Source organism: Geomonas edaphica (assembly GCF_004917075.1).
Lineage (GTDB): Bacteria > Desulfobacterota > Desulfuromonadia > Geobacterales > Geobacteraceae > Geomonas > Geomonas edaphica.
This window is the reverse complement of sequence record NZ_SSYB01000002.1, coordinates 578166-590938: the sequence shown is the minus strand read 5'-3', so window position 1 is coordinate 590938 and position 12773 is coordinate 578166. Positions and strand designations below refer to the sequence as shown.

Below are 12773 nucleotides of genomic sequence, written 5' to 3'. Positions count from 1 at the left end.
TATCCGGGCGGTCACGAAGCCATGACGGCGACCCCAATTACCCACGCCGCCTGTAACGCATCGAAGCTATGAGGAGGAGGGAGAGCGCAATGAGCTTTCGCCCCAGGCAGCGCTCTCGTCACACCCGAGTCCCCTCGCCGCGATGCGAGGCTCGCGGTGGTTGGAGGGGCGGGTCGCTCCCTATGTCGAATATTTTTACACACGATGGCCCCGCCGCAAGGGGGAACATCGTTCCAACGCCATATATTGGCGATTTTTAATTGATGGCACCCTGTTTGCTTTGATTACACAACACTAATAAAAAAGGAGGCAAGGATGAAAGGTATCACTGCATTGGTAGTAGGAGCGCTGCTTGTCTTGGCAACGGGGCGCGCCCAGGCGGGCTGCATCACCCTGAGCAGTCCCGAACTGCTGACCGCGACCGTGGTGCAAACGAACAACTGGGACGCCGAGGCGGGCAGATTGCAGACGGCGGCATGGCCCGAGGCCGGCGTCTTGTTCGCCCAGAGCTTGTCGCGACCGCTCGACCCGGAGGCTCCCCCCTATTATGTCTACAGCTATGTAGGTGTAAAGGCCACCGACATAGGCAAGAGCGACCTCTCAGCGGCAGACAGCTTCGATCTGAAGCTCGCCAACGTGAACAACAGCCCGTGGGAGCTTGCCCTTTTCGTCCAGGCGGGGGGCGCCACCTACCTGAGCGACTACCAGGTAGTGCCGAACCAGAGCAGCCCCGTCGACCTGAGGGACTTCAGCCTTGACCTCGACCTCCTCGGGGACGCCAGGTCCAACGTGGATTTCCTGGGCTTCGCGGTGCGCAGCATGCTGGTGAACGACCCGAGCAACCCGGACGCCTACCATGTCGTCGCGGCCCCCGTGCCGGAACCTGGGACCGTTCTGCTCCTGGGGCTTGGCTGCCTGGGCCTCGCGATCTACTGCAAGCGCCGCGGAAACGGCTGAACCGCATCGGCGCCTCGCGCGCCGGCTTGTCGAAGAATCTTACATTCTCCATCCGTCTCATCCCCCCCTTTTGGGAAAAGCGCGTCATTGCGGCAGTTTGCGAAATTGGCCCGTGTTTTGCTGAAGTGTGGGCAGAGCTTACGGGTTCCGAAATTAATAGGACTAATGGGGGTAAAGGAGGATGACATGAGAGCATTATTGAGAGGTTTGACATGCGGTCTTCTGCTGGCATGCAGTGCCGCGACCGGCTGGGCTACCACCTACGACCTGGGAAGCGCCAACAGCGACGTCATGAACGCCATTTCAGGCTACACCGGCAACTACGCCACCGTGACCATCGAGGGGAACACCGTCACCTTCGCAGGTCTGCAGAACGTCTCCTTTGGAGGGAACATCTACGACTTCATGCTGAACGACGTCGGCATGAACGTGAACGGCACCGCCACGCTTAGCAACTTCGACCCGGGCACCTGGGCTCAGGCAGTGGCGCCTCATTCACCGCAGCAGTTCGACGGTTTCGGGATTTTCAACGTCTCTGCCGGTTCCACCGACAGCAACGGCGGCAACGTCGCGACCGACATGATCTCCTTCGACTCGACCAACGTGGCCCTGATGAACAACCTTTTGGGCTACAACCTGGCGGCGCACGTCTACGTCTTCCAAGAAGGCGTAACCACCGGCGCAATCGCGACCGGTTTCATCGCCAACGGCGCTCCGCCGGTCCCCGAACCGGGTACCTTCCTCCTGCTCGGCACCGGTTTCCTCGGCCTCGCGGTATTCAGCAAGCGCCGCAGGAACAACGCCTAAGCCAGGGCGTCATCCGAAGGGGATGACGCAGGGCGCGTAGCATCGTAAGTTGAACAGTGACTAAAAAAACTCCCCCCGGCCGTAAGACCGAGGGGAGTTTTTTGTTTTCTTGTCTTCCCATCGCGCGAAGAAAAGGGCATTGCCAGTTACGACAACGCCCTTTACCGACATCTTGCACCACCCCTCCGCTCCCGCTTCGAATCCCTCTTAGCAGAATAGCGCCGGCCCTCTGTCAAGAAAACCGACAGCGCCAACGCAGGGGTGTAAAACAATTCGACATCTTCCCAATTAGGCGACCGCACCATCCGGATGCCTTCTTTCCGGGCCAGAATAGGTCATCCTGTCCTTCCGGGACCGTACGGGATCAACCCCGATGGTGACCCAGCCGGAGGAACGCAGGAACCTTGCGACGACACCCGCTTCGATTAGGCTGTCGAGCATGTAGTCCTTTACATAGTCATATCTCTTGTTTGTCCAATGCACTTGAACCAGCATGACCGCCCCCCCCCACGAGCCACTTATCCCGTGACTTCAGGTAAAATGCAGGACCGCTACACGCTCATTTTCTGCAATATTTAGACCTTGTTGCGTAAAAACTGGGGATGCCGGGATGGACAGTTCGCCGGTGCTGTGATAAATACCAGCCACTATGATGGACCTCGCCGCCAAAGCTTTGCGCATGGACCGTTCGGCTCTTTACCGCGTCCTGCCGTTTGCCCTTTTCATGGCCTTTATAGCCATCGAGGAAGGGCTGCGCCTGGGCATGCAGCGGCAATGGCTCGTCCTGCCCGACCACGCCTTACACCTGCTGTACCCGGTAAAGGTTTCAAGCGTCGCGCTGTTGCTTTATCTGCTGCGCTCCGAGTACTTGGAACTAAAGTGGGGGGAAATGCTGAATCTGCGGATGGCTTCGGCGGCCGTGTGTGCTGGCTTCATCACCTTCCTGCTATGGATCAACGTCCAGGTAACTCTGCCGCTGGTCGGCTCCCCACCCGGTTTCGACCCCACAGTTTTTCCTAACGGGGAGCTAAGACTGTTTGTGACGGCGACACGGGTCGCGGGGGCCGTGCTCGTGGTTCCTGTGATGGAGGAGCTTTTCTGGCGCTCCTTTTTAATGCGTTACATGATCCGCCCGGATTTCCAATCGGTCCCCATCGGTGCCTTCAGTTGGGCCTCCTTTCTCACCACAACTGCCCTTTTCGGCCTGGAACACCACTTCTTCATCGCCGGGTTCCTCGCGGGCGCCATCTTCAGCATCGTCCTTTACCAAACCCGCAGCCTCGCCCTGTGCATCCTCTCCCATGCCGTCGCCAACCTGGCCCTCGCCATATACGTCATAAAAACCGGCAACTGGTACTTTTGGTAGCCGGGAAGCCGCTACCGGCCTGCCGCGGATCTCACGAGCCACGGGGCCTCAGATCGCCCCATTTTGATGGCCACCGCCCTACGTACGAGGCACTCCGCAATCAAAACTGCCCCAGAACGATACGGGCCTGGCGAGAAGAGATGCTGAGCGGGGTGTTGGTTCCGTCCTGTGCCTGGGTCAGGCGCAGCATGTTGACCGCCTCCTGCCTGGTCTGCTCTGGGGCGTCACCTTGCGCTGCAAAAGGGCCAGCCTCAGCCTGTGCATCAATAGGCAGGGTCTCACCGGGAAAAACGGAGTCGCCGCATTGCTGCTGCCGGCCCGGTTGGCGGATGGAGCGCCTGCAGTCTGACTTTTTCATGTCGGCTCCTTAGACGGGAGTGGCGGGACGGCGCGCGCCGCCCCGCCTTTGTGGCTAGAACAGCCTCAGGATGGATTGCGCGGCCTGAGAGGACAGGCTGAGCGAGGTGGTGCCAAGCGACTGGCGTGTCTGCAGCATCAGCATGTTCGCCCCTTCCTCGTTCATGTCGGCGAGGGTGAGGTTGTCTGCGCCGGTCTGCAGGGTGTTGATCATCTCGTCGGTGAAGCTCTGGCGCGTGGTGATGATGTTCAGGTTCGCGGCAAGCGCCTGCGTGTTCACCCTCAGCGTCGAAATGGCGTTGTCCATCTTCGCCGTGTCAGTGGTGATATCCGAAACGGTCTGCCAGTTACCGCTGGCCGTCGTGAGGCTGAGCCCGTCCGAGGAAGCCAGGAATCCGACGACGTCGAGAGTCGAGCTCGCATCCTCGTTGAAGTTCACCGTGAGCGTGTTGATCGAACTCAAGAGGTTCAGCCCGCGGTACCCGGAGTCTGAGGATATGTTGTCGATCTGGCTGCGGATGGTGTTGTACTGGTCTGCCAGCTTCGCCTGGACCGACGTGTCACTCGTGGAGAGGGCGGACTGGGCAACACCTTTGGCGGCGTTGATGAGACCGGTGATGGCGGTGATGCCGGCATTCGTCGCACTCACCGTCTGCACCGCTTCCGACATCCCGTCCTTGCGGTCGGAGAGGTCGCTTGCCCTCTGGTTCGCGTTCTGGGCAGCAAAGTAGTTGGTCGGGTTGTCGAGCGCGCTGTTCACCCTTTTCCCCGAGGAGAGTCTCTGCTGGGTACGGTTTAGCAGCTGACTCGTGTTCTGCAGGTACAGAAGGTTGGTCCTCATGCCGGCGGTCAAAGAGATATCACTCACAGTCATGGCGTAGCTCCTTTTCTGGGCGACCCGGCGTTCTGCCGGTGGTTTTCCAACCGATCGTCGTCGCAACAGGAGGATCGCGGAGTGGCCGGTTCCACGCTCCCTCCCGCGCACGACATCTCTCTTTATCGACCGCGGGGAATTATAACTTAAATATTTTTTAATTCGTGGATACAAATAAAAAAAGGCGAGGTAGTGGTGAGGAGCAGCAGCGGTGCCTTAGGGCGGTTTGCAAGGCGTAGCGCAGAAGAGGATGAAAACGAGGCGCCGCCCGCATGTGACGGCGCCCTAAAGGTCGGGAAACCACCGATTGTTTATTGGGGCGGGAAACGCACCACCGCCCCACCGCCAGCCGCAGCCGCGGTCCCCTTGCGGCGGTTGACGCCCCCCGCGAAGTACAGGGAGCCGTACTTCCCGTAGTGGGTTACCTTCGGCGCGTACTGGAGCGCGGCGCGCTCCGATCCCGGGAGGAACAGGGCGACCGCCCCCTTTTCCGGCGCGCCCCGCATCAGCACCTGGAAGAGCAGGGAGTCTGCCTCCCCCTCCCCTGCCGTGGTGGGGAGTTCCGCACCGGCCGGGATCAGAGAGCGATCCGCGGGCACGCCGCAGATGACGAGATCGTGGCCCGCCACCTCCGTCGGCTTCAGCGCGGCCTCATCAACGATGGGGGCCGTCCCCTGGGAAAGGGAGGCCAGGAAGGTGCGGAAGGTTTCCGGCCGCGCCTGACAGTCGCGCGCGACCACCCCCATAAGGCGCGTAGAGCCCTTCACGCTGTTCACTGTTGCGGGGATCTCGTCCTTGGCGAGGATCCGGAACAGGTCCGCGGCGGGATCAAGAAGCAGGCGCACCGGAGCGGTCGCACTGGTCAGCGTGAAAGGGGTCTCTTCACGCGCAGCGATCCGAACGACCTCGGACGTCGCCCCGCCCGCCGCCTCAAGGCGCAGCGAAAGCTCCACGGCGAAGAACGGCGCCGTCTGCCGCACCACCCCGCTCACCCGCCACCCCTTACCGTCACGGCGAAGCGTCACATCCGCCAGCGCGAGACGCGGGCCGCCGGGACAGGTGAGCCAGCTTTTGAAACCGGAGAGATCGGCGCCGGAGCGTTCCGAGAAGGCGTGCAAGAGGTCGGTCCAGGAGGCATCCCGGTACATCCGCTCCCGGGCAATCTGTCTAAGCCCTGCAAAGAAGGCTTCGTCCCCGATATGACGCCGGATCATGTGGAACACCATGGCCGCCTTGCCGTAACCGATGGCGCGAGAGGCGGGATCGCTGCGGCTGGCAAAGGAGGTGAGCGGGAAGTCGTTTTGCGGCGTGACCAGTGAGGCGTAGTCGATGAGGAGCTGCCTGCGGTAGTCGCTCCCCTCCGCCTCCGAGCGGCGCTCCTTGAGCAGGTAGTCCGCCAGGTAGGTCACCAGCCCCTCGCACCAGTTCCCTTCCGCCGCGTCGACGTCGACGCCGTTACCCCACCAGCTGTGGGCGATCTCGTGGGGAAGGCTCGTATCAACGATGAAGGGGAGCCTGATCACGGAGCCCCCAAGGAGCGTGAAGGAAGGGAAGCCGTAACCGGTCGGGAAGAAGTTTTCCACCACGGCGTACTTCTCGAAGGGGTATGGGCCGAAGAGTTCCTGGTACATGGGGAGGTACCTGGCGACGGCGTCCAGGTAGCGCGGGGCGAGTGCGGCGTTGTCGCGCGAGAGGTAGCTGTAGAGCTTGATCCCTGCGACCTCCCGTTCCTCGACGACGTAGGGTCCGGCGCAGAGGGAGAGTATCCCAACCGGCCGCGCCTCGCGCCAGACGGAGCGGGTCACCCCGCCCAAGGTCTCCCGGGAGAGACGCGCGCCGAAGGTGACCGCCTCGATCCCGGCGGGGGCCTCGACCTGCACCGTCCGGCTTCGCGGCACCTGCTCGGGCACCGGGTACCAGAGAGCGCCCCCCCCAAGGAAGGTCCCCTCTTCACCTATGGACGCGTTCACCCCGTAGCTTGGGTCCTCGGCCGCCGGGTTGCGTGAGACTTCATCGTGGAGGCTCACCCGCCACGAAACGGTAACTGCTTTCGCGCGGCCGGCAAGATCGAGCGTTAGAGAGCCCGAGTCGAAGCGCCAGGGGACCTTCTCTCCCGCGGCGTTCCGTACCGACTCGACGCGCGCCGCCGGGGTGAGGCCGAGCCGGGCCTGCTTCGCCGCGCCGGTAAAGGTCAGCACCGTCGCACCGCTCAGTTCGTGCCTTGCCGGGTCGAGGACGACCCTGATCTCCTGGCTCGCGACCTGGGGCGCCGCGTCCTGCGCGCAAAGGGCGAACAGCGGCTGGAACAGCATGACCAAAAGAAAGGAAAGTAACCCGATTCCCCTCACCCTTACCTCCGGGCGCCAAGCGCCGGCTCCTCCGCTGCAGGAGGAGCAATTATGTTTGTGATCTCGCATACGTTGGTGTAACCTGCAGCGTGTCATTTCACGGGGCAACGCCCCCACGGGAGCCGCAACATGTCCAAGCTAGCCGCTTATTGTCTCTTCATCATCGTTTCCCTGGCGCTTCCGGCTGCCGCTTTGGCCGGAGAGAACATCACCCGTGTAAACGACGGAAAACAGGTCGCCATGCGGCAGGTCCTAGACCAAGCAGAGAAGGCGGACCTGATCCTTGTCGGCGAGGTGCATGACAACAAAGCGCATCACGCCCTGCAGCTCGAGGTGCTCCGCGCGCTGAAGAAAGACGGAGTCCCCATCGCCATCGGCATCGAGGCGATGCAGGCGGACAGCCAGGGGGACCTTGACGCCTTTATCGCCGGCAAGATGAGCGAAGAGCGGTTCAAACAGGTCTTCGCCCGGAACTGGTCCTACGACTGGGGGCTTTACCGGGACATATTCATCTTCGCGAAGGAAAACGGGATCCCGATGATCGCGCTCAACCTACCGAAGGAACTGGTGGTCAAGGTTTCGCGCCGCGGCTATGCCGCGCTCACCGACGAGGAGAAAAAGAGCCTCCCGCAGGGGACGATGTGCGACCTGAACAACCCGCACACCGAGTTTCTCAAGAAATCGTTCGGCGAGGTGTTCAAGCACGTCACCAACGGGCGGGTCTTCGAGTACTTCTGCGAGGCCCAGACCCTGCGCAACAGCGGCATGGCGACCAACATCCGCGCTTACCTGAAAAAGGCGCCCAAGACGAAGGTGGTGGCGTTTACCGGGATCTGGCACGCCGTGAAAAACGCAGTGCCTGAACAGCTTTCCCGCAACGGCTCACCCGTTGCGAGCCTCGTCATCATGCCGGAGATCAACGAATTCAAGGGAGGCGAGGCCTCCCCAGAGGTGATCGACTACCTGGTAGACTTCACCGCGCCGTAGCGCGTGTCACATTAAGTCCATTTCCTGCCGATTGCAAGAGCACATCACAGAAGCTTGTTCCACATGAGTGTGAAGCCGCTGCCCGAGCGCCCATCGCGCATCACCCCGGATTCGTAACTCCACGCGAGATAGAGCGAGGAGTTCCACAAAAAGGCGCTGTCCAACGCAACCGTTGCCGCGGCACCCTGGCGGTCCCTAAAGACCACCCGGTCCACCGCCTCGGCACGAGAGCGGTCCGCCCAGATGTACGACCCCAAAGCGCTCAGGTAGAGAAAAAAGGTGAGCTCGCGGCGGTAGCCGGCAGTGGCGGTCGCGTATCCCCGTGCCAGTACCTGGTCGAAGACGACACCGCCGTAATGCGGGCAGGCGAGGTCGTACTGCTCGCTGGGAAAGGGCGAGCCGTTGATGCGAAAGGCGTTGAAGCGGTCACCCCTCCCCGCACCGGTGATTCCGCCGTAAAGGGCGAAAAGGATCCGGTCCCTATCTGAAGAGATTCCCGGCACGCCGTAGGCACCGACCAGGTGCCCGCGAAACTGCGCGTAGTTGTGGTTACCGCTTCCGCCCTCCTCGCCGCGCCACCGGTCCCGGTGCGTGAAGTCCAGGTCGAACCCGGCCGCAAGCCCCTTGTGGGGGAGCTCCAGGAGGTTCCTGCGCAGACCGTCGAAGCGACAGCGCAGCCTGGCGCCGAGAAGAGCCGTATCCGGCGGGACCCATAGCCCGGGGGAGGTATCCCCCTCCCGGTGGGCGTAAAAGTATCCGGCGCGGGCGAGCAACTGCACCCTGAAATCGTTGTCCACCTGAAAGGGCGACACGGGGGTCCGGTAGCCAATCCCTGCCGCACCGACGAGGGTGCCGAAGTAGAGCGAGGTCCCCCGCACATCTTCACCGTGGTTGATCTCACGCTCCGCCACCGGGAGGGTCTCGTTCTCGAACTGCGCCACCAGGTCCAGGCCGCCTGCGTCGCGGTCATACTCGATTTCGTTCACAAAGAGGGCGATCATGGCGCGGGCGTGCGAGCGTTCGGTGACGCGCCGGTGAATGAAGGCGGCGACCGGCAGCGCAGACGTCTGTCCCTGGGGGGGCTCAAGAAGGGATGCGCCGAGGGTGATGGAGTTCATCCTGGCGCGGTCGACCGCCTGGATCTCGACCCGGCGCCCCATGAGGGTGACCCGTCCCGGCTCACCCGCCAGCGGGGTGTGGTACTCACCGTCTCCGGCGGCGCGGCACGGTGAGGAGAGCGCACAGAGGATGCAGAAATGGAGCACGCCGCGCAATACAGCCCCTAGCAGGCTTCCCGACCGTAACGAGCGCGCCGCGCCCCGTTCCGCTCTTTCCTCGCCCCCTTTCCCCCCACTTCTCAGTCTTACGACCCATCTCCATGTCCCTGTAGTCCTTCCGTCCACGCTTGTCATGGCCGCCTCCTCATCCTGCTGGTTGACATCCTCCGCACGAACACCCGCTACACTATAGTTGGATTTCCCTAACCATCAACCGAAGAGCTTTTTTCCGGCTTGACAGGGCATGGTTACCATACGGTAAAGTTCTCATCAGATAACCAAGAGTAGGAGGTGGGCTAAATGGAAGAATTGACCGCGCGGCAAAAGGAGGTGCTGGAGATCGTGTCCCGGCACATAGAGGAGTACGGCTACCCCCCCACCCTGCGTGAGATCGGTGCGAAGCTCGGGGTGAGTGGCACGCTAGGGGTGCTTAAGCACTTGGACGCCCTGGAACGGAAGGGTTACCTGCGCCGGCAGGAGGGAAGCACGCGCGGCATCACCTTGAGTCAGCAGGGACAGGGGGTCCCCCTCCCCATCGTCGGCCAGGTACGGGCGGGCACCCTGCACCCCGCGATAGAGGACATCGAGGGGCACTTCACCATCGACCGCTCGCAGATGGACAAGGGGGGAACCTTCTTCCTGCGCGTGAAGGGGGACTCCATGATCCACGCCCACATCGTGGAGGGGGACCTCGCGCTGGTGCGCCCGCAGCCCGACGCCCACAACAAGGACATCGTGGTCGCCATGGTGGGTGGGGAGGCGACGCTGAAGCGCTTTTACCGGGAGGCGGACCGGATCAGGCTCCAGCCGGAAAACCCGAACTACGACCCGATCATCGTGCACGAGGGGGATGGCGAAGTCTCCATCGTAGGGAAAGTGGTTGGCATCTACCGGCAGATGGAGTAATTTCATGCAGCGCTTTTGTGAGAGCATCAGGGTGGCCGCGGTTTTCTCCCCGGGGACGCGGGTAAAGCCGGTCTGGTTCGAGTGGCGGCAGCAGCGGCACGCGGTGACGCGCTGGCCCTACTTCTGGAAGGACACCCTCGGAGGCGCGACGAGGCTGCACTTCGCGGTCTGCGACGCCAGCAACCTCTACGAAATCGTGTACGACACCTCGGACCAGAACTGGACCCTCGTGGGGGTCGAGGAGCAGTAAGACGTGGCAGAAAACCGGATCATCCTGCACATCGACATGAACGCGTTCTTCGCCTCGGTGGAGCAGCAGTCAAACCCCGCCCTGCGCGGCAAGCCGGTGGCGGTGATCGGCGCGGCCAAGCGCACCATCATCACCACCTGTTCCTACGAGGCGCGCGCCTATGGGGTGAAGACCGGGATGAACACCTGGGAGGCGCGGCAAAAGTGCCGGGAGCTGATCTTCGTGGTCGGCAACAACCGGAAGTACTCCTACACCTCAAAGCAGATCATCGGCATCATGCGGGAGTACACCCCACTCGTCGAGGTGTTCTCCATCGACGAGGCGTTTCTGGACGTGACGGGATGCCTCAGCCTCTTCGGTTCACCGGAAAACATCGCGCGCCTCATCAAGGAGCGCATCCTGGAGCGTTTCGGCCTCACCTGCTCCGTCGGCATCGCCCCCAACAAGCTCCTCGCAAAGCTCGCCTCCGACATGCAGAAGCCGGACGGCCTCACCGTCATCGCACCGGAAGAGGTGGCGCGTGTCATGGAGCGGGTCCCGATCAAGGATCTCTGCGGCATTGGGGCGAAGACGCACCAGCAACTGACCAAGTTCGGCATCAAGACCTGCGGTGAACTCGGGCGGTTTCCGATGGAGGTGCTAAGGAAGGCTTTCGGGGTAACCGGGGAGAAGCTGCACTACATGGGGCTCGGCGTGGACGACGCTCCGGTCGTCGCCGAAGAGGATGCCGAGGAGGTGAAAAGCGTCGGGCACAGCACGACCCTCGACACCGACATAACCGAGCGCGCCGAGATCCTACTGTACCTTTTGCAGCTCTCCGAGATGGTGGGGAGAAGGGCGAGAAAGCACGGGGTTGCGGGGAAGACGGTGACCCTCACGGTGCGCTACGCGGACTTCACCACCTTTTCCAGGCAGGCAAGCCGTGCCGAGCCTACCAGCAACAGCGACGAGATCTACCGCGACGCGGTGCAGATCCTCGACCAGCTCGACCTGACCCAGCCTGTGCGGCTTTTAGGCGTCAGAATCACGAACCTCACCTACCACACCGAACAGCTGCCGCTTTTCGATACCGAGCGCAAAAAGGCGCTCGTAGCGAGCGCCATGGACCGCGTCAACAACCGGTACGGGGATTTTTCGGTCACCTTCGGGACCCTTTTAGGCAAGGAGTGTGGAGCGAAGGTAATCTCCCCCGCGTGGAAGCCGGAAGGGGTACGCAACGTGGATGCGGATTGAGAAGAATGTGCCCATAAGCTCAGACAGCCCTAGCTACTTCCCCCCCTAGAACCCTGGTACGCCGGTGGGGATCTGGTCCCAGTAGGTCACCGAACCGTTGTGCCAGCGCACGATCTGCACCGTCTCGTCCTGAGAGATCACGACGGCGATCGCCTTGTGCAGCTTCTGGCAGATCCGGTAGGCGGCCCGGTGCCTCGTCCCTACCCCCTCGCTCAAAACCGGCTCGCACTGTTCCCCCTCGGTGTCGAGGGCATGCGACACCATGCCGACGCTGTCCAGATCCCCCGAGATAACCCCTCCGAAACCAAGCAACTCCTGACGCTTGGTGATGACGACCGCCCCGTCCACCGCCGAGAGTGCCGCGATGAAGTGCGCCACGTCGAAGATCGCCTCGTCTAAAAGCGCGATCGATTCGTTCTTGCTCGTCACGTACTCGTGCCACCCCACTTTCCTTTCGGGATGTTCCGGGTCGCCGTAGCTCTCGGCCAGGGTGTTCATGATGCGCAGGGTGAGGGAGAGGAAGCGCTGTCTGGAATCGAGCTCAAGGAACTGGTACTTAACCGTGAGGTACTGGTTCTCCTGCATGATCTCATCGGCCAGTTCGGGGGGAAGGTAAACGAGCAGCCCCCCGTGGTTCGAGTTCCTGATCACGCTGATGATGCGCCTGAGTGCCTGCTGCCCTATGTTGCTGCCGAAGTCAGGGTCGAGCTCGGCCCAGGGTCGCTCGGCGCGCCTGCGCGCGCAGCGGTGCAGCGCGAAGGTCTCCTCGTTCAGGGCAGCGAGGCTCTTTCCGAACCAGCTGGAGTTGAAGACGTCGATAGACGGACAGTTGATCTGCCCGCCGTTCAAGGACGCGATGATTTCGTCACCGGCGCACACCGAGATCTGCCCCGGGCCGGTTACGTAGACCACGAGGCTCTGCGGCAAGGGGGGAGAGGTCTTCCGGCCGCCGTACACGGCGTGCATCCAGCGGGTTCCCGAGTGGAGCAGCCCCCAGATCTGGGCCCCGTGCGCCGGGTCGATACAGATGCCGATGAGGGTCCGGTAGAAGTCTGCAGCCGGGGCCAAGCGATGCAGTTCGTATTCGTTGAAGGGACGGGTTCTCGAGAAGATGAGCCGGTGCATCCCCGTGGGGGGTCCCTCGTGGGCGGCGAAGAGGTAGGAGTCCCGGATGATCAGACGGAACATCACCGGGCGCTCCTCCTCGCGCAGAAGGCTCGCCTGGTAGCAGGTCGAGATCACCTGCTCGAGAACGTCGCGCTCGGGAAGCCGGAAACCTCCCGGCTCGGCCTCGGGGCAGACCCGCGCCACGAAGGCGCGGTCCTGCCACCTCTCGAAGACGAAGGCGACGAGGTCCTTGGGATAGCAGTGCCCGGCGGCCGGGCTGTGGGCTGGGCTCCGTTTCATATCA

At 62.4% G+C, this 12773-nt stretch carries 13 protein-coding genes; 7 read left to right on the top strand and 6 right to left on the bottom strand.

All coding sequences use genetic code 11. The features are described 5' to 3' along the window. Positions 1-315 precede the first annotated feature (315 nt). Positions 316-957: a PEP-CTERM sorting domain-containing protein gene (locus E8K79_RS08835; RefSeq protein WP_136514421.1), complete on the top strand. Its 642-nt coding sequence runs from the start codon at positions 316-318 to the stop codon at positions 955-957. Positions 958-1143: 186 nt separating this feature from the next. Next, positions 1144-1764, top strand: coding sequence for a PEP-CTERM sorting domain-containing protein (locus tag E8K79_RS08830; RefSeq protein WP_246043771.1), 621 nt, complete (start codon positions 1144-1146; stop codon positions 1762-1764). A 288-nt stretch (positions 1765-2052) separates the two neighbouring features. Here the strand turns inward: E8K79_RS08830 and E8K79_RS21675 are convergent, their stop codons facing one another. Further along, positions 2053-2259, bottom strand: a complete 207-nt coding sequence (locus E8K79_RS21675) for a GSU3473 family protein (RefSeq protein WP_136514419.1) — start codon at positions 2257-2259, stop codon at positions 2053-2055. 154 nt (positions 2260-2413) lie between these two features. Here E8K79_RS21675 and E8K79_RS08820 point away from each other — a divergent pair, with 154 nt between their 5' ends. Further along, positions 2414-3130 (top strand): CAAX prenyl protease-related protein, encoded by a 717-nt coding sequence (locus E8K79_RS08820; protein ID WP_136514418.1) that lies wholly within the window; start codon positions 2414-2416, stop codon positions 3128-3130. A gap of 100 nt (positions 3131-3230) precedes the next feature. Here the strand turns inward: E8K79_RS08820 and E8K79_RS08815 are convergent, their stop codons facing one another. The 3 genes from E8K79_RS08815 to E8K79_RS08805 all read right to left on the bottom strand — a co-directional run bounded on the left by E8K79_RS08815 (position 3231) and on the right by E8K79_RS08805 (position 6709). Then, positions 3231-3488, bottom strand: coding sequence for a hypothetical protein (locus tag E8K79_RS08815; RefSeq protein ID WP_136514417.1), 258 nt, complete (start codon positions 3486-3488; stop codon positions 3231-3233). Positions 3489-3542: 54 nt separating this feature from the next. After that, on the bottom strand, positions 3543-4361 hold the full coding sequence (locus E8K79_RS08810) for a flagellin N-terminal helical domain-containing protein (RefSeq protein WP_136514416.1): 819 nt from the start codon (positions 4359-4361) through the stop codon (positions 3543-3545). A gap of 311 nt (positions 4362-4672) precedes the next feature. Beyond that, the gene (locus tag E8K79_RS08805; RefSeq protein WP_246043770.1) at positions 4673-6709 is read right to left on the bottom strand and encodes a M1 family metallopeptidase; all 2037 of its coding nucleotides are present in this window, start codon (positions 6707-6709) and stop codon (positions 4673-4675) included. A 129-nt stretch (positions 6710-6838) separates the two neighbouring features. Here E8K79_RS08805 and E8K79_RS08800 point away from each other — a divergent pair, with 129 nt between their 5' ends. Further along, positions 6839-7696, top strand: coding sequence for a ChaN family lipoprotein (locus E8K79_RS08800; RefSeq protein WP_136514415.1), 858 nt, complete (start codon positions 6839-6841; stop codon positions 7694-7696). Positions 7697-7740: 44 nt separating this feature from the next. On the opposite strand, the gene E8K79_RS08795 is transcribed toward E8K79_RS08800, so the two are convergent. Beyond that, on the bottom strand, positions 7741-8961 hold the full coding sequence (locus E8K79_RS08795; RefSeq protein ID WP_246043780.1) for a porin: 1221 nt from the start codon (positions 8959-8961) through the stop codon (positions 7741-7743). 312 nt (positions 8962-9273) lie between these two features. Between E8K79_RS08795 and lexA the strand changes: the two genes are divergently transcribed. From lexA to dinB, 3 genes are read left to right on the top strand one after another with little or no spacing between them, the layout of a single operon-like run. After that, positions 9274-9879 carry a transcriptional repressor LexA gene (gene lexA, locus E8K79_RS08790; RefSeq protein WP_135870367.1) on the top strand — a complete coding sequence of 202 codons (606 nt, stop codon included), beginning with the start codon at positions 9274-9276 and terminating at the stop codon, positions 9877-9879. A 4-nt stretch (positions 9880-9883) separates the two neighbouring features. After that, positions 9884-10129 carry a hypothetical protein gene (locus E8K79_RS08785; protein ID WP_136514413.1) on the top strand — a complete coding sequence of 82 codons (246 nt, stop codon included), beginning with the start codon at positions 9884-9886 and terminating at the stop codon, positions 10127-10129. A 3-nt stretch (positions 10130-10132) separates the two neighbouring features. Then, a complete protein-coding gene (dinB, locus tag E8K79_RS08780) occupies positions 10133-11362 on the top strand; it encodes a DNA polymerase IV (RefSeq protein ID WP_136514412.1) in 1230 nt (409 codons plus the stop codon). 45 nt (positions 11363-11407) lie between these two features. Here dinB and E8K79_RS08775 read toward each other — a convergent pair whose 3' ends face one another. Then, positions 11408-12769 (bottom strand): putative sensor domain DACNV-containing protein, encoded by a 1362-nt coding sequence (locus E8K79_RS08775; RefSeq protein WP_136514411.1) that lies wholly within the window; start codon positions 12767-12769, stop codon positions 11408-11410. Between the last annotated feature and the right edge of the window lie 4 nt (positions 12770-12773).

Coding starts and splice junctions, on each gene's coding strand:
- E8K79_RS08810 (WP_136514416.1), bottom strand. CDS start 4,361: ATGACTGTGAGTGATATCTCTTTGACCGCCGGCATGAGGACCAACCTT.
- E8K79_RS08820 (WP_136514418.1), top strand. CDS start 2,414: ATGATGGACCTCGCCGCCAAAGCTTTGCGCATGGACCGTTCGGCTCTT.
- E8K79_RS08815 (WP_136514417.1), bottom strand. CDS start 3,488: ATGAAAAAGTCAGACTGCAGGCGCTCCATCCGCCAACCGGGCCGGCAG.
- E8K79_RS08835 (WP_136514421.1), top strand. CDS start 316: ATGAAAGGTATCACTGCATTGGTAGTAGGAGCGCTGCTTGTCTTGGCA.
- E8K79_RS08800 (WP_136514415.1), top strand. CDS start 6,839: ATGTCCAAGCTAGCCGCTTATTGTCTCTTCATCATCGTTTCCCTGGCG.
- E8K79_RS08785 (WP_136514413.1), top strand. CDS start 9,884: ATGCAGCGCTTTTGTGAGAGCATCAGGGTGGCCGCGGTTTTCTCCCCG.
- E8K79_RS08830 (WP_246043771.1), top strand. CDS start 1,144: ATGAGAGCATTATTGAGAGGTTTGACATGCGGTCTTCTGCTGGCATGC.
- E8K79_RS21675 (WP_136514419.1), bottom strand. CDS start 2,259: ATGCTGGTTCAAGTGCATTGGACAAACAAGAGATATGACTATGTAAAG.
- lexA (WP_135870367.1), top strand. CDS start 9,274: ATGGAAGAATTGACCGCGCGGCAAAAGGAGGTGCTGGAGATCGTGTCC.
- E8K79_RS08775 (WP_136514411.1), bottom strand. CDS start 12,769: ATGAAACGGAGCCCAGCCCACAGCCCGGCCGCCGGGCACTGCTATCCC.